The organism is Betaproteobacteria bacterium, from assembly GCA_016709965.1.
GTDB classification, from domain to species: domain Bacteria; phylum Pseudomonadota; class Gammaproteobacteria; order Burkholderiales; family Rhodocyclaceae; genus Azonexus; species Azonexus amarohabitans.
Genome location: JADJLT010000001.1, coordinates 1869367 through 1884994 on the forward strand (window position 1 = coordinate 1869367; position 15628 = coordinate 1884994).

At 56.0% G+C, this 15628-nt stretch carries 15 protein-coding genes; 6 read left to right on the plus strand and 9 right to left on the minus strand.

Translation table 11 applies throughout. The features are described from left to right. The first annotated feature begins 2 nt into the window (after window positions 1-2). The 3 genes from IPJ12_09220 to IPJ12_09230 all read left to right on the plus strand — a co-directional run bounded on the left by IPJ12_09220 (window position 3) and on the right by IPJ12_09230 (window position 4705). Window positions 3-2759 carry a response regulator gene (locus tag IPJ12_09220; GenBank protein MBK7647322.1) on the plus strand — a complete coding sequence of 919 codons (2757 nt, stop codon included), beginning with the start codon at window positions 3-5 and terminating at the stop codon, window positions 2757-2759. Window positions 2760-2879: 120 nt separating this feature from the next. Continuing rightward, window positions 2880-3743, plus strand: a complete 864-nt coding sequence (ttcA, locus tag IPJ12_09225; protein MBK7647323.1) for a tRNA 2-thiocytidine(32) synthetase TtcA — start codon at window positions 2880-2882, stop codon at window positions 3741-3743. A gap of 62 nt (window positions 3744-3805) precedes the next feature. After that, window positions 3806-4705 (plus strand): adenylate/guanylate cyclase domain-containing protein, encoded by a 900-nt coding sequence (locus IPJ12_09230; protein MBK7647324.1) that lies wholly within the window; start codon window positions 3806-3808, stop codon window positions 4703-4705. Window positions 4706-4752: 47 nt separating this feature from the next. Here IPJ12_09230 and IPJ12_09235 read toward each other — a convergent pair whose 3' ends face one another. From IPJ12_09235 to recA, 8 genes are read right to left on the minus strand one after another with little or no spacing between them, the layout of a single operon-like run. Beyond that, window positions 4753-4908, minus strand: a complete 156-nt coding sequence (locus IPJ12_09235) for a hypothetical protein (GenBank protein ID MBK7647325.1) — start codon at window positions 4906-4908, stop codon at window positions 4753-4755. A gap of 49 nt (window positions 4909-4957) precedes the next feature. Beyond that, window positions 4958-5893: an HPr kinase/phosphorylase gene (locus IPJ12_09240; GenBank protein ID MBK7647326.1), complete on the minus strand. Its 936-nt coding sequence runs from the start codon at window positions 5891-5893 to the stop codon at window positions 4958-4960. A 9-nt stretch (window positions 5894-5902) separates the two neighbouring features. Then, the gene (gene ptsN, locus IPJ12_09245) at window positions 5903-6349 is read right to left on the minus strand and encodes a PTS IIA-like nitrogen regulatory protein PtsN (protein ID MBK7647327.1); all 447 of its coding nucleotides are present in this window, start codon (window positions 6347-6349) and stop codon (window positions 5903-5905) included. Window positions 6350-6402: 53 nt separating this feature from the next. Continuing rightward, on the minus strand, window positions 6403-6729 hold the full coding sequence (gene raiA / locus IPJ12_09250; GenBank protein MBK7647328.1) for a ribosome-associated translation inhibitor RaiA: 327 nt from the start codon (window positions 6727-6729) through the stop codon (window positions 6403-6405). Between the two features lie 15 nt (window positions 6730-6744). After that, window positions 6745-8217, minus strand: coding sequence for an RNA polymerase factor sigma-54 (locus IPJ12_09255; protein MBK7647329.1), 1473 nt, complete (start codon window positions 8215-8217; stop codon window positions 6745-6747). Between the two features lie 30 nt (window positions 8218-8247). Beyond that, window positions 8248-8982 carry an LPS export ABC transporter ATP-binding protein gene (gene lptB / locus IPJ12_09260; protein ID MBK7647330.1) on the minus strand — a complete coding sequence of 245 codons (735 nt, stop codon included), beginning with the start codon at window positions 8980-8982 and terminating at the stop codon, window positions 8248-8250. Then, entirely contained in the window at window positions 8979-9410 is a 432-nt protein-coding gene (gene recX / locus IPJ12_09265) for a recombination regulator RecX (GenBank protein MBK7647331.1), read from the minus strand. The genes lptB and recX overlap by 4 nt, the downstream gene beginning before the upstream one ends. Then, the gene (recA, locus tag IPJ12_09270) at window positions 9403-10431 is read right to left on the minus strand and encodes a recombinase RecA (protein MBK7647332.1); all 1029 of its coding nucleotides are present in this window, start codon (window positions 10429-10431) and stop codon (window positions 9403-9405) included. Before recA ends, recX begins: the two co-directional genes overlap by 8 nt. 430 nt (window positions 10432-10861) lie before the next feature. On the opposite strand from recA, the gene IPJ12_09275 reads away from it, so the two are divergent. Further along, window positions 10862-11518: an RNA pseudouridine synthase gene (locus IPJ12_09275; protein MBK7647333.1), complete on the plus strand. Its 657-nt coding sequence runs from the start codon at window positions 10862-10864 to the stop codon at window positions 11516-11518. Between the two features lie 114 nt (window positions 11519-11632). Here IPJ12_09275 and IPJ12_09280 read toward each other — a convergent pair whose 3' ends face one another. Beyond that, window positions 11633-11839 carry a hypothetical protein gene (locus IPJ12_09280; GenBank protein MBK7647334.1) on the minus strand — a complete coding sequence of 69 codons (207 nt, stop codon included), beginning with the start codon at window positions 11837-11839 and terminating at the stop codon, window positions 11633-11635. 41 nt (window positions 11840-11880) lie between these two features. Between IPJ12_09280 and IPJ12_09285 the strand changes: the two genes are divergently transcribed. After that, window positions 11881-12939, plus strand: a complete 1059-nt coding sequence (locus tag IPJ12_09285) for a VanZ family protein (protein MBK7647335.1) — start codon at window positions 11881-11883, stop codon at window positions 12937-12939. After that, window positions 12888-15602, plus strand: a complete 2715-nt coding sequence (locus tag IPJ12_09290; GenBank protein ID MBK7647336.1) for a cation-transporting P-type ATPase — start codon at window positions 12888-12890, stop codon at window positions 15600-15602. Before IPJ12_09285 ends, IPJ12_09290 begins: the two co-directional genes overlap by 52 nt. Window positions 15603-15628: the final 26 nt, after the last annotated feature.

A 15628-nucleotide genomic window follows, 5' to 3' on the forward strand; every position in this document is an offset into this window, starting at 1 on the left:
TCATGCAAAAGTCGCTCTTGCGCCAGCTCAAACGCAGTATCGGTATCGATGGCGAGACCGAGTTGGCGGGCTTTCTGGCATTGGCTAGTCAATTGGCGAATACAGCTGATCCTGCCTTGCAGGGTTTGCTAAATGGACTGGGCGATCTACTGACACGTGTAGATGCCAGCTATCAGCAATATGAGCGCGATCTGGAATTGCGTACCCGCAGCCTGGAAATATCCTCTTCGGAGCTTTCCGAGAGTAACGAGAAGCTCCGCCTTTCCCTTGCCGGGCGGGAAAATGCACTCCGGTCACTGCGTACGACTGTTCGCAACCTGATGCCAGAACGCGAACTTAGCGCTCAGGCCGATACGCTTGCCGAGGAAGACGTTACGGCGCTTTCCAAGCGAATTGCCTTGATTGTCCTTGAAAGCGAGCACGGCCATCGGGAGTTGGAAAATCAAAAATTCGCGCTGGATCAGCATGCGATTGTCAGCATTACGGATACGGCAGGGACCATCCTTTACGCTAACGACCGCTTTTGCGAAATCAGCGGTTACTCACGCCAGGAACTGATCGGAAGCAATCACCGCATCGTCAACTCCGGAACACACCCACCCGAACTATTTCGCGATATGTGGCACATGATTTCGCTCGGTCAGGTCTGGCACGGAGAAATCTGCAATCGGGCGCGGAACGGTGATCTCTACTGGGTTAACGCCACCATTGTGCCGCTACTTGACACTGGCGGTTCCGTGGAAAGATACATTGCCATTCGGACCGATATCACTGACCGAAAGCGCATGGAAGCGCAGCTATCGGAACAACTGCATCTGGTCGAAGAATTGATTGAGGCCATTCCGATCCCTGTGTATTTGAAGGATGGGAGCGGTCGCTACATCCGCCTTAACCGCGCGTTTGAACAGTTTTTTCAGGTGCGCCGTGATTCCATTATCGGTCGCACGCTGCATGATCTTCTCCCACCCGAGGAGGCTCTGCTCCATGCAGCAAAGGATGCTGAGCTCTTTGCCACCAAGGGTACCCAGTCCTTTGAAGCGGCAGTGCACACCCGGGACGGCGCCATCCACGACACACTTTATCGCAAGGCGGTACTGACATTGCGTGACGGCAGCATTTCGGGGCTGCTTGGCATCATCATTGATATTACCGAACGCAAGCGGGCAGAAATTGAAGTCCTTCGCGCCAAGGAATCTGCCGAGGCTGCAAGCCGAGCCAAGAGCGACTTTCTGGCCAATATGAGTCATGAAATCCGTACGCCGATGAACGGCGTCATTGGAATGACCGATTTAGCGCTGGAAACCCAGTTGACCGCAGAACAACGGGAATACCTGAGCATTGCCAAGTCGTCCGCTGATGCCTTGCTTACCATCATCAACGATATCCTCGATTTCTCGAAGATCGAAGCCGGCAAGCTGCTCGTCGAACTAATTTCATTCGATCTACATCGCCTCATTGCCGACGCGCTAAAGCCATTAGCGCTAAAGGCCCACGAAAAGGGCATCGAACTGCTTAGCGAAGTACTCAGTGACGTGCCCCGCCATGTTCGAGGCGATCCCGGCCGCATCCGCCAGGTTCTAATCAATTTGGTCGGAAATGCCATCAAATTCACTAACGATGGGGAAATTGCACTTCATACAGAGGTCATGCAGCAGCAGGATGGACATGCCATCATTCACTTTTCGGTACGCGACACAGGCATCGGGATCGCGACCGACAAACAGGAACTCATCTTCGACTCCTTTTCCCAAGAAGACACATCAACCACCCGCAGATATGGTGGCACAGGCTTGGGCTTATCGATCTGCCGTCGCCTGGTGGAACTGATGGGGGGCAAGATATGGCTACAAAGCCAGGCAGGCAAGGGCAGCACCTTCCATTTTTCGGTCCAATTGAATATCGTCGAACATTCAACTCCAGCAGAAGGCAGCGAGGTGGACCTCACCGGGCGCCGCATCCTGGTGGTCGACGACAACGCTACCAATCGCCGCATCCTCTGCCGGATGCTGGGATCGCTCAAACTTGTCACGCGAGATGTTTCGTCCGGACCAGATGCCTTGGCGCAGATGAGGGAGACTGATTTCACTTGTGATTGCATCCTTCTCGATGCGCAAATGCCCGAGATGGATGGCTACGAACTAGCCTCTCGCCTGCGCGCCGAGCATCCTGATTTACCGCCCATGCTGATGCTGTCATCAGGTGCTTTACGAGGAGATGCGCAACGATGTCAGGAAGCAGGTATTGCCGGATTTTTCTCAAAACCAATTTCGGCGGAGGAGCTGCAAACTGCCTTGGAACACGTATTTGATCGCAGCCCCGCAGATCCGATACCAGCCATTAACCCGCTACTGACCCGACACTCACTTCGCGAGGCCCAACCGGTCCTGAATATCCTGCTCGTTGAAGACAATCCGACCAATCAAAAACTGGCACTGCGACTTCTCGAAAAATGGGGGCATACGGCAAAACTCGCCCAGAATGGGCGCGAAGCAATCGACATTCTGGCGATTCAATCCTTCGATTTGATACTGATGGACATGCAGATGCCAGTCATGGGCGGTATAGACGCAACCAGGCACATTCGTAGCCGCGAAGCCGAACAACATTTGCCCCGCACGCCCATTGTCGCTATGACCGCCGCCGCCATGCAGGATGATCGCGATGCCTGCCTGGCTGCTGGCATGGATGACTATCTATCCAAGCCGATCAAGGTCAAGGAGCTTCAGGGGAAACTGCTGGCCTTGGGAAGAAGCCACTGATTTGTAGACGAAATATACGCTAATTTTTAACAACACCATGTAAACTTGGCGTTTTTTCCGGTTGACCGTAGCACTCCTCTTTCGGGGAAGGTTACTGGAAATCACCTTATTCCCGGCGCCATGACCACCTCGAACAACCTGCAAAAGCTTCGTAAATATCTCGAAGGCCGAACCGGCAAAGCGATCATCGAATACAACATGATCGAAGATGGCGATACTGTCCTCGTCTGCCTCTCCGGCGGCAAGGATTCCTACACGCTGTTGGCCATGTTGATGGCACTGCAGCAGCGTGCCCCGATCAAATTCCGCCTGATCGCCATGAATCTTGATCAAAAACAACCAGGTTTCCCGGCTGACATCCTGCCACGCTATTTCGAGTCAATCGGCATCGAATACCAGATCGTCGAAGCGGACACCTATTCCGTGGTCAAGGAAAAGATTCCGGAAGGCAAGACCACCTGTTCCCTTTGTTCCCGTCTGCGCCGCGGCATTATCTACCGCACGGCCAAGGAACTGGGCGCAAACAAAATCGCGCTGGGTCACCATCGTGACGACATGGTACATACTCTGTTCTTGAATCTGCTCTTCGGTGGAAAACTCAAGGCGATGCCACCCAAGCTCGTTACCGATGACAAGGCCCACGTCGTTATCCGTCCGCTGGCCTATTGCGCCGAATCAGATATTGCCAAATTCGCCCGTGGCATGGAGTTCCCGATCATTCCATGTAACCTGTGTGGCTCCCAAGACAACCTACAACGCCAGAAAATCAAGGAAATGATGCAGGACTGGGATAAACGTTTCCCTGGACGCACAGAGTCAGTGTTTACTGCGATGCAAAATATCGTCCCTTCGCACCTCGCCGATACTGAATTATTCGACTTTCGCGGCCTCAAACTGGACACGCCGGTGGACGAAGGAGATATTGTTTTTGATCGACTCGAGCTTCCGATCAGCGGGACTATCCCGTTGAACCTGATGGCATAATGATCAACCTCGGTCAACGGCTTATAATCAATGGTAGATAAATTTTGGGCAGTCGCTAGCCAATGAGCGCCACGCAACGCAAATTGATCGTGATGTTTGCCGATGTCTCCGGCAGTTCCGCGCTTTTCGAGCGGCTTGGAGACAAAGAGGCAATGCACGCTGTCGAACGTTGCCTGAAAAGAATGAAACGCTCTATCGATGGTTATAAAGGACGAACGATAGAGGTTGTTGGCGACGAATTGCTTGCCACTTTTGAAGCAGCAGAAGACGCGTGCCAGTCAGCTATCGACATGCAACAGCGCATCGCCGATCTGCCACCCGTTTCCGGCCTTAAATTGACCATCCGCATTGGCCTGCATTGTGGCGTGGTCTCGGATGACGGCAATAAAATTTCCGGTCCAGCAATTACCAGTGCCGCACGTATCGCGGGCACTGCTCGTCGTGACCAAATTTTGTGCAGTTCGCTATTGTTTGATGAGCTGCCGCAACCTGGGATCATCATTGCGGACCCAATGCCCAATCTGGGTACCATTCAGGAAGACGACTCAGTATTGGCATTATTTCAGATCACCTGGCCAAGCTACCAAGGTGGAACACCTTCCCTGCTCTCAGCCTTCGGATCAAACAGCCCGATGCCGGTGGATCGCCTATGCGTGAGGCATCGCGGAAAAGCCTTCCTGCTTGACGACAAGACGCCCGTGCTAACCATTGGACGGGATCTCGAATGTAAATTGCTTGTGATAGACCGCAAAGCTTCCCGGCAGCACGCACGGATTGAAAGGCGAGCCGATGGCTTCTTTCTGGTCGATACCAGCACGAATGGTTGTTTTGTCACCCTCTCTGGTCGCCAGGAAATCATGGTTCGTCGCCATGAAGTTCAGCTCGAAAATCGCGGGCAGATTAGTTTCGGCAATTCAGGAAACGATCCTTCTGCCGATATCGCCGAATTTGAGCACCTGTAAACGAAAATCGGCCATCCCCGGATGGCCGAATGATCCAAGCTAATTAATTATTTTGCGGCGGCGTCAGCTGAGCATTTCTTCATAAAACTGTTCTTTGCGGCACCGGCCAACTTCTTTTCAGCAGCCGTGGCCGCACAATCATCGGCCGCATAGGCGGTGGTAGCCGCGAATGCTACAAGCAACAGCGTGATCAGTTTCTTCATCGGATGTCCCCTAAGTCAGGTTAAAAAACGCCAAGGCACTATCGATCATTCATGCGTCATCGTCAAGCATTGTCCGATGTTGACGATCCATGAAATCCTGCATGCTATCGATCCCCCGCAACTGCAAAATGGTATTCCTGACAGCAGCCTCAAGTAGAACCGCAAGATTTCGACCAGCAGCAACCGGAATTACCACCTTGCGGATCGGAACTCCCAACACTTCATGAGTTTGTGCATCAAGTGGCAAACGTGGGGCATCCGCTGCAGCCGATGTCTTTTGCAAATGGACGATCAACTTTAGTTTCATTTTCCGGCGCGACGCTGTCTCGCCGAAAATGGTCCGGATGTTGAGCAAGCCTAGGCCGCGAACCTCGAGAAAGTCTCGCAACATACCTGGGCAACGGCCTTCAATGGTTGTAGGGGCTATTCGCGCCATCTCGACCACATCATCAGCCACCAACCCATGACCGCGCGAAATCAATTCAAGTGCCAGCTCCGATTTACCCACACCGGAATCACCAGTAACAAGGACGCCCATGCCTAGCACGTCCATGAATACGCCATGAAGACTCACCGTATTGGCCAAACGTGACGAAAGATAGATCCGCAACAGATCAATGATCGCCGAGCAGGGCTTGGGCGAGAAAATCAAGGGAGTGCCGGACTCAGTACAGATATCAACAACGGCCGGCGGAGGAATCAGCGCATCTGCCACAATAACCGCCGGTGGCAATGCACCAAGGAGGTCACTAAACATTTGCCCGAAACGGCGCTCGCCAATGCGCATCGCCCATTCATTCTCGGCCAGCCCAAGCACTTGCAAACGTTCCGGATGAATAATATTGATGTGCCCAACAAGATCAGCACCGTAGTTATTCGAGCCTTTTATCTCGACACGGCGATCAACATGGGGGGCGACGCTCCAGTTCAGCAGCAGCTTTTCCCGATTATCCTCGTAGAGCTGAACCAGACTGACGTAGCGCACGATTGAGCACTAGCTCTGAAACAGTGCCACAACTGCTGATGGATCAGGTGCCGCATGGAGTTTCTCGCGGAATGCCCGGTCTGAAAAATGCTGCGCCAACTCTGAAAGAATCTGCAAATGTTGCTCAGTCGCCTGCTCAGGGACCAGCAAGACAAATAGCAGATCGACCGGACGGCCATCCGGCGAATCAAACGGTACCGGAGTCGCCAAGCGCATGAATGCACCGACTGCCTGTTTCAACCCCTTGATACGTCCGTGAGGAATGGCCACACCCTGACCCAGACCGGTAGAGCCCAGTTTTTCACGTGCGAACAGGCTATCGAAAATTATCGATCGTGCGAGTCCGAGGTGATTCTCGAAAAGCATGCCGACCTGTTCGAAAACCCGCTTTTTACTACTGGCGTCGAGATCGAGCAGAACTTGTTGGGCAGAAAGAAGATTGGTTAAAGGATTCATAGAGAGGTGATGAAAACAAAGGCCGCAGCATTATGCTGCGGCCCATTCATCGCTTATTCAGCGACAGCGTGCAGTCCGGGTTTTTCACCGCGATGGTGATTCTGAACCTTCTGCTTGTATTTCTGAACCTGACGGTCCAGTTTATCAAACATGGCATCGATAGCCGCGTAGAGATCGTCACCGGACTCTTCGACATGCATATCCTTACCAGGGACGTGCACAGTAACTTCCGCCTTCTGTTTCAATTTTTCAACAGACAGAACGACGCTAACCCCTGTTACCTTGTCAAAATGACGGATAACCGGATCCAGCTTGTTCTCGACGTATTCGCGAAGTGCCGGGGTAACTTCGATATGGTGACCACTAATCTGCAGATTCACTTTTTTCTCCTCTCTCTACAGGGTCTTGCGTAAATTGACCGGTGGGATGTTGAGCGACTCGCGGTATTTTGCAACCGTCCGTCGGGCAACTACGATTCCCTGTTGGCCTAGTATTTCGGATAATTGACTATCCGACAAGGGCTTCTTGCCATCCTCTGCTCCAATCAACTGCTTGATCAGGGCACGAATGGCGGTAGCTGAACACGCACCACCAGTATCGGTGGAAACGTGACTGCCAAAGAAATATTTCAATTCGAAGATGCCGCGCGGCGTTGCCATGTATTTCTGGCTGGTCACCCGGGACACAGTCGACTCGTGCAAGCCAAGAATATCGGCAATTTCGCGCAAGACCAAAGGCCTCATTGCAACTTCGCCATGCTCGAAAAACTGGCGCTGACGATCAACAATGGCTTGAGTGACCCGGTGAATGGTTTCGAAACGTTGCTGAACATTCTTGATGAGCCAGCGCGCTTCCTGCAACTGGGTCGATAAATTGCCATTGCCGCGACGCTGCTTGGCCAAAATTTCAGCATACAGGCGATTGATACGTAAGCGCGGATATGCATCAGGATTGATATACGCAGTCCACTTGCCCTTCAGCTTCTTCACGATTACATCAGGGGTAATGTAGCGCGCTTCTATCTGGGCGAAACGTGCTGCCGGCCGGGGATCAAGACTGGTAATGACCGCGTTTGCCGCTTTGAGGGCCTCGTCATCACAGCCAGTGAGGCGCCGAATCTTGGTGAAATCACGGGCAGCCAACAGTTCGAGATGCTTTTCGACAATGATCAAGGCCAAGGCTCGGTCCGCGTCGTCCGCCGGGAATGCCTTCAGTTGCAAAGCCAAACATTCCCGCAGATTGCGCGCACCAATTCCGACCGGATCAAAGTTCTGGATCAGGTGCAGAGCGATTTCAAGTTCTTCGATTTCAATTTCGTATTCGGCAGGCAGCGTTTCCCACAATTCGAGCAGCGACGCTGACAGATAACCATCGTCATCGAGTGCTTCAATCAGGAAACGAACCAAAGTGCGGTCTCTCTCCGAGACCTGGGTCATGCCCAGTTGCCAGCCGAGATGGTCGCGCAAACTTATGCTCGTACCGTGGATATCCTGCGAATCGCTATCGTCGTCCTCGTCACGGCCGGCGCCGGTAAAAGTGCCCGCATCAGCCGCCCAGCGGTCATCATCGACATCGGATGGTGCCGACGGAACATCCTGCTCCCGATCATCCCGAGCGTCCCGCTCTTCGCGCTCGACACGCTGCTCACGCTCACCTTCCGTAGTTTGCGGCGCGTCAAACTGTTGGGCACTGGAAAACGTTTCAGTCCCGTGCTCATCTTCACGCTCAAGCATCGGGTTTTCGAGCAGATAACGCTCGATTTCCTGCTGCATTTCGATCGTCGACAGCTGTAGCAACTTTATCGATTGCTGCAGCTGAGGTGTCAGCGCAAGGTGTTGAGAGAGTTTTAGCTGGAGTGCCGGCTTCATTAGTTGTTGTGGACGGTTCTTATTTTCCGGTCAAAGCTTGAAGTGCTCGCCGAGATAAACCTTTCGTACGCTTTCATTATCAACGATTTCATCCGGCCGTCCAGCAGCCAGTACATTTCCAGCGTTGATAATGTACGCATGATCGCAAATACCGAGCGTTTCTCGAACATTGTGATCAGTGATCAAGACACCTATCCCGCGGTCCTTGAGAAAGCGAATGATTTTCTGGATTTCGAGCACCGCAATCGGATCGACACCGGCAAAAGGCTCATCAAGCAGGATAAAACGGGGATTGGTAGCCAATGCCCGGGCAATTTCTACCCGCCGACGCTCACCACCGGAAAGTGCTGCTGCATTGACGTGACGAACGTGACTGACGTGCAGTTCGCCAAGCAGGCCCTCGAGGCGGTCGTTCAATTCGGCCTCGGGCAAATCAAGCAGTTCTAGAATGGCGCGGACGTTTTCTTCGACATTCAGCTTGCGAAATACCGAGGCTTCCTGAGGAAGATAGGACAATCCAAGCCGTGCCCGGCTATGCATGGGCAGATGGGTCAATTTGTTGTCGTCGATATAGACTTCGCCGCCATCGGCTGCGACCAGACCGACAATCATGTAAAAACATGTGGTCTTGCCTGCACCATTGGGGCCGAGCAAGCCAACCACTTCGCCAGACTTGACCTCGAAAGAGACGTCTTCGACGACGGTCCGCGCCTTGTAACGCTTCTTGAGGTTATGCGCCGAGAGTTTGGATATCGGCATGTTCATTCGTTCACTCCGCACATCACCCGACGAATGGAATCGCCGGAAAAACCCCGATATTGCAGGAACCGAATCTGTTTGGCACGTTCCTCGGCGGATTCCGGCGGTCGACCGAACTTTCGCGCCCAAATAGCACGGCAACGCTCTGTCTCATCGCCCGCCTCGGGCAAGGCCGTTGCGATGTCGTCATCGCTGACGCCCTGCTGTCGCAGATCCTGACGAAGGCGGGCGTTGCCGTAGCGGCGTGCCCTCACGACGACCCGTTGCGTGGCGTAGCGACAGTCTGACAGCAATCGTTCAGCTTGCAAGGTATCAAGAACTACCGCGAGCTCTTCTGCGGATTCCGCATATATGGCCAGCTTGGCCTGGAGGCCCGCCCGGCTGTAATCACGCCGGGTGAGCAATTGCAGGGCACGGACGCGCAGATCAGGCATCCGCGGCAGCTGCCTTGGTCGGCTTGATGACAGTGGTGCTTGCAGATTCGCGAATCTTTGCTTCGATCTCCTGAGCGATTTCAGGATGCGACTTCAAAAATTCACGGGAATTGTCTTTGCCCTGACCGATTTTTTCGCCCTTGTAGGAATACCAGGCACCGGATTTTTCAACCAGCTTGTGAGCCACACCCATTTCGACCACCTCGCCCTGACGAGAAATTCCCTCGCCGTAGAGAATGTCAAAGATCGCTTCGCGGAAGGGTGGGGCAACCTTGTTCTTGACGACCTTGACCTTGGTTTCGCTGCCGATGACTTCGTCGCCTTTCTTGATCGCGCCAATACGGCGAATATCGAGGCGAACGGATGCATAGAACTTGAGTGCATTGCCACCGGTCGTGGTTTCCGGCGAACCAAACATGACACCGATCTTCATGCGGATCTGATTGATGAAGATAACCAGCGTATTGGTTTTCTTGATATTGGCAGTCAGCTTGCGCAGGGCCTGGCTCATCAGGCGAGCGTGGAGGCCAACCATCTGGTCACCCATTTCGCCCTCGATTTCAGCGCGCGGGGTGAGGGCGGCGACCGAGTCGATAACAATGATGTCGACCGAGCCGGAACGAACCAGCATGTCGGCGATTTCCAGGGCCTGTTCGCCGGTGTCCGGTTGCGAAATCAGCAGATCACCGACGCTGACACCAAGTTTCTGGGCGTATTGCGGATCGAGTGCGTGTTCAGCGTCGATGAAGGCAGCAACACCACCGAGCTTTTGCATTTCGGCAACGACTTGCAGGCAGAGTGTCGTCTTGCCAGACGATTCCGGGCCGTATATTTCGACTACGCGGCCACGCGGCAGGCCACCAACGCCAAGGGCAATGTCCAGACCGAGCGAACCGGTGGAAACCACCTGGATGCCTTCGTCGATTTCGGCATCGCCCATCTTCATGATGGAGCCCTTGCCGAATTGCTTTTCAATCTGTTGCAGCGCTGCTGCCAGCGCCTTTGCCTTGTTGTCGTCCATGGGCATACCTCGAAAATTTGACTGGATTATGGCACAGGGGCCAAAGATGGAATAGAAATTGCTGCGCTTGTTTGATCACCCGACCGGCCGGGATATGCTTGGGGCAAGATTCAATTTCAGCGAATTCATGGCGCGGACAGGGTATATTTCCTGCCCGCTCCTTTACTATTTTTACTGTGTATAAATACAGTACATTTACCATGACCGCTTTGCAAGCAGATTCTGCATACAAAACAACGCTCGGGAAACTGTTGCTGGGGCTTGCGCTGAGCCTGATGGCCACTCACACGCCGGCCAAACCAGCCCTCTGGTATTGGTGGGTCGGAAATTCCAGCGAGCAGCGCATCTGCGCGCAGGTTTCACCCGGATCAGGTTGGTCACGCGAAAACACACCATTTCGGGATAGTCATTGCAGCATCAGGGTAACGCCATTTTGAGTGTTTATTTGCCGCCCCCTGACAATGGCCTGGCTGTCATTCATGCCGACACCGAAATAATCGTCGTCGACAAACCGTCCGGTTTGCTTTCCGTCCCGGGTCGCGGGGCAGGGATGGACGACTGCCTGGCGACGCGCGTTCAAGCCAGGTTTCCGGATGCGCTGATCGCCCATCGTCTCGACATGTCCACCTCCGGCTTGCTGGTTCTGGCCCGTGGTGCGGAAATGCATCGGCAGCTTTCCAGATTTTTTCGTGATCGCCAGATCGACAAGCGTTACCTCGCTATCGTCCACGGGTTGATGGCCGTCGATAATGGCGAAGTCGACCTGCCGCTGATCTGCGACTGGCCAAATCGCCCCAGACAGAAGGTCGACTTCGAAATTGGGAAGCCGTCGCAGACGCGTTTTCGCGTCATTAGCCGCGATCCGCTGGCCAATACGACACGCGTCGAGCTGGAGCCCATCACCGGTCGCTCGCACCAGCTTCGCGTCCATATGGCCTCCCTCGGCCATCCGATTCTCGGTGACGATCTCTACGGCGGTGCGGCCACTGAACGTGCCGAACGACTGCTGCTGCATGCTATGGATTTAGGCCTTTTCCACCCGTTGACCGCAGTAGCCATGCAATTTCACAGCGACGCACCGTTTTGACCCGGCAAAAACCCGCAAAAACTTTATAATTTTTGCGTTTTTTACCTCATGCCGTCATTGTCCGCTCGATCATGTTGATCTGGTTTGTCGTTCTCTACCTGCTCGTTTCCATCGCTATTTGTCATCGGCTGCTGCAACACGATATTTACGAAGCCTTGCACCACCGGGCGGCGGCAGAAAACCACCACGTCGCTGGACGTTCACATCGACACCGATCTGTATAAAAATCAGCCCGAATCGAATATTTATCAGATTTTTCCTGACAATGTGACGCAATTTCGCCAGATATTGCGTCCTGCCGTCATCTTTGTTAATAAACATAAGGGCTGACGGGTTGCCCGATAGCTCCTAAAATCAGAAGCATGCCTCATCACGATCGTGGCCCCATCCTGCTTTCCCGCTACCTGGCGCTCGCCTGGTCGGGCTTGGTCGTCTACGCCAGCCTGCATCCGTTTTCCGGCTGGCGCGATACCGGCGTCTCGCCCTTCGCATTTCTCGAAGGCGGCTGGCCGCGTTACTGGACGGTATTCGACCTTATCGCCAACGTCGCCGTCTATCTGCCGCTGGGCTTTTTCTTGACGTTGGCCTTGAGCACCCTGCCGGGTCGTTTTACCGGCCTGATACTGGCGATACTGCTCGCCGGTGGCGTCAGTTTCAGCATGGAAAGCCTGCAGACCTGGCTGCCATCCCGCGTTCCCTCCAATCTCGACCTTGCCTGCAACAGTCTGGGTGGGCTGCTCGGGGCGCTATGGGCAAAATCGGTCGGACCACGCGTCTTCGCCCGAGTCGCCGCGCTCGAACATCAACTGATCGCCCCCATCCCGCACGCCGAACTCGGCCTGACATTGCTTGGCTTGTGGCTGCTTGTTCCGCTGTCACCGGAAACGCTGCTCTTCGGCGCTGGCGATTTGCGGCAAATTTTCGGGTTGACCGGCGCGGTCCCCTTTGCCACCGAAAGTTTCATCCTCATCGAGGCCAGTATCACGGCCTTCAATGTCGTCGCCATCGGCCTGATCGTTCGCATGCTGTGCGCCAAGTTGCTCTTTGCCTACCTGATCGTTCCGCTTTTCCTGCTGCTCTGCCTGAGCATCTCCACCGTCGCCGCAGCCATACTGGTCAGCCCCGCCGACGCCCTGGCCTGGCTGACGCCAGGCGCCCAGCTTGGCCTGATCGTAGGCAGCCTCATCCTTGGCATCGCCATCGCCTTGCCAGCCACGCCGCGCTTGATGATCGCCGTTCTTGCGCTGATTACCGGTACAGTGTTGGTCAACATGGCACCGCACAACCCCTATTCGGCCGCCGCACTGGCCGTCTGGCGACAGGGGCACTTTCTGAATTTCAACGGCCTGACCCGACTGGTGGCTAGCCTATGGCCTTTCCTGACCCTGCCATTTCTTTTGCTGACCACGCGCCGGGCATAGCCTGGCATGCCGATTCTGCCGAAGCGGCCGCCCGACGACTGACCGTCGACAGCGCCACCGGGCTGAATGAAGACGAAGCAGCCGTCAGACTGGCCGAACACGGCCCGAACTGCCTGACCGAAGTTCCCGGTATGCCCGCCTGGCGACGCTTTGCCGCCCAACTGACGGAACCGCTCGTACTCGTCCTGATTGCCTCCGGCGTGATCACCAGCGCCCTGGGGGAAATAGTCGATGCCAGCGTAATATTTGGCGTCGTATTCATCAACGCCATGATCGGCTACTGGCAGGAAGCCAAGGCCGAAGGGGCGCTGGCGGCTCTGGCGCGGAGCGTCGCGACGCCAGTGACCGTGCGTCGCGACGGGCATCGAAAGCACCTGGATGCGTCACAACTGGTCCCCGGCGACATCGTTCTGCTCAACGCCGGCGACCGCATTCCGGCTGATCTGCGACTGATCCTGCAGCATGAAATGCTTACGGACGATTCGATGCTCACCGGCGAATCGCAACCGGCGTACAAGCAGGCCGGCCCGCTACCGGCCGATACCTTGCTGGCCGACCGGCTCAACATGGCCTACGCGGGCACGACCGTCGTCGCCGGGCAGGGCTGCGGATTGGTGATCGCCACGGGCGATGCCACCGAAACCGGGCGCATTGCCGACCTGATAGCCACAGCGCCCAACATGGTGACGCCGCTGACGCGCAAGATGGACACCTTCTCCCGGTGGCTGTTGTGGGCCATCGGCGGGCTGGCGCTGCTGACGGTTGCCGTCGGACTGCTGCGTGGCGAAACGGCCTTCGACATGTTCATTGCCGCCGTGGCGCTGGCCATTGGTGCCATTCCGGAAGGCCTGCCGGCCGCTGTCACCGTCACGCTTGCCATAGGCGTCGCACGCATGGCGAAGCGGCGTGCCATCATCCGCCACCTGCCGGCGGTTGAAACGCTGGGCAGCACGACCGTCATCTGCTCGGACAAAACGGGCACGCTGACCGAAAACGCGATGACCGTTCGTGCCCTGTGGAGCAGCGGCCAGGACTATGTGCTGGGTGGTCACGGCTACACCCCCGACGGCGCCATCAGCGTGGACGGCGTCGCTGCCAGCCTCGATGAACCGGCCCGTGAATGCCTGATCGCCGGGGCGCTCTGCAATGATGCTTCACTGCGTCATGAGCACGGTCAATGGAAGATCACCGGTGACCCCACCGAAGCGGCGCTGATCGTAGCCGCCCGCAAGGCTGAACTGGATGAACATGCGCTGGGAACGCGCTTCCCGCGTATCGATGTCCTGCCCTTTGACGCCTGCCGGCAATTCATGGCCACGGCCCATCGCAGTGATGGCGATGACGTCATCTACGTCAAAGGCGCGCTCGAACGATTGCTGCCTCTGTGCGTCAATCAACTGGGTGCAGAGGGTGTCACGACGCCCGTCGACCTCAGCGTCATCGAAAAAGCAGCGCAAACCTATGCCGAGCAAGGCATGCGCGTGCTGCTGCTGGCGCGCAAAAATTTCGATTTTGGGCAAAATTTTCGGTTGACCGCGGAAAGCATTGAAACACTGACCCTGATCGGCATCGTCGGCATGATCGACCCGCCGCGCAAGGCAGCGACGGCTGCCATCCGCAACTGCCATTCGGCCGGCATCAGGGTCAAGATGATCACCGGCGACCACGCCGTCACGGCGCTGGCCATCGCCCGCCAGATCGGCCTGAACGCCGAGCGCGCCCTGACTGGCCGCGAACTGGCCACGCTCGACGATGCTGCATTGGCCGAGGCTGCCCACAGCGTCGACGTCTTTGCCCGCGTTGAACCGGAACAAAAATTGCGCCTCGTCCGCGCCCTGCAGGCCCGCGGCGAAGTCGTGGCGATGACCGGCGACGGGGTCAACGACGCCCCCGCACTCAAGCAGGCCGACATCGGCGTGGCCATGGGCCTCGGCGGCACTGAAGTCGCCAAGGAAGCCGCAGCGATGGTGCTCACCGACGACAACTTCGCCAGCATCGAGGCAGCGGTCGAGGAGGGCAGGGGCGTCTGGGACAACCTGGTCAAATTCATCACCTGGACGCTGCCGACCAATTTCGGCGAAGGTCTGGTCATCGTTGCCGCCATCCTGTTCGGCGTCACGCTGCCGATCACCCCGCTGCAGATCCTGTGGATCAACATGACCACCGCCGTGCTCCTCGGCCTGCCGCTGGCCTTCGAACCGATCGAGCGCGGCATCATGCAACGGGCGCCACGCCGGCTCGACATGCCGGTTCTCGACGCCGGCCTGATCCGGCGCATTGTGCTGGTTTCGCTGCTGCTGCTGGCCGGCTCGTTCGGCCTTTTCCTGCGCGCACTGGAGCAGGGGCACACCCTGGCCGAAGCACGCACCGTATCCCTCAACGTCTTCGTCATGGTCGAAGCGGCATACCTGTTCAACTGCCGTTCGCTGACTCAGGGATTCTGGAAGCAGGGCTTGTTTTCCAACCCGTGGATATGGGTTGGCGTCGGCATCACGCTTGGTCTGCAAATGTTGCTGACCTACCTGCCAATCATGAACCGCCTGTTCCAGACTGCGCCGATCGGCATCAATGAATGGGTAGAGATTTCAGTAGTCGCCGTGCTGTGTTCGCTGGTGGTCGCAGCCGAGAAATGGCTCTCCCGACGCCAGGCGGGAACGACCTGACCCGTGGCCCGTCCCGACTCGACAAG

Coding starts and splice junctions, on each gene's coding strand:
- IPJ12_09285 (MBK7647335.1), top strand. CDS start 11,881: ATGCCTCATCACGATCGTGGCCCCATCCTGCTTTCCCGCTACCTGGCG.
- recX (MBK7647331.1), bottom strand. CDS start 9,410: ATGCCTGATCTGCGCGTCCGTGCCCTGCAATTGCTCACCCGGCGTGAT.
- IPJ12_09255 (MBK7647329.1), bottom strand. CDS start 8,217: ATGAAGCCGGCACTCCAGCTAAAACTCTCTCAACACCTTGCGCTGACA.
- IPJ12_09280 (MBK7647334.1), bottom strand. CDS start 11,839: ATGTTTATTAACAAAGATGACGGCAGGACGCAATATCTGGCGAAATTG.
- IPJ12_09230 (MBK7647324.1), top strand. CDS start 3,806: ATGAGCGCCACGCAACGCAAATTGATCGTGATGTTTGCCGATGTCTCC.
- recA (MBK7647332.1), bottom strand. CDS start 10,431: ATGGACGACAACAAGGCAAAGGCGCTGGCAGCAGCGCTGCAACAGATT.
- ptsN (MBK7647327.1), bottom strand. CDS start 6,349: ATGAATCCTTTAACCAATCTTCTTTCTGCCCAACAAGTTCTGCTCGAT.
- IPJ12_09235 (MBK7647325.1), bottom strand. CDS start 4,908: ATGAAGAAACTGATCACGCTGTTGCTTGTAGCATTCGCGGCTACCACC.
- ttcA (MBK7647323.1), top strand. CDS start 2,880: ATGACCACCTCGAACAACCTGCAAAAGCTTCGTAAATATCTCGAAGGC.
- IPJ12_09220 (MBK7647322.1), top strand. CDS start 3: ATGCAAAAGTCGCTCTTGCGCCAGCTCAAACGCAGTATCGGTATCGAT.
- IPJ12_09290 (MBK7647336.1), top strand. CDS start 12,888: ATGGCCTTTCCTGACCCTGCCATTTCTTTTGCTGACCACGCGCCGGGC.
- lptB (MBK7647330.1), bottom strand. CDS start 8,982: ATGAACATGCCGATATCCAAACTCTCGGCGCATAACCTCAAGAAGCGT.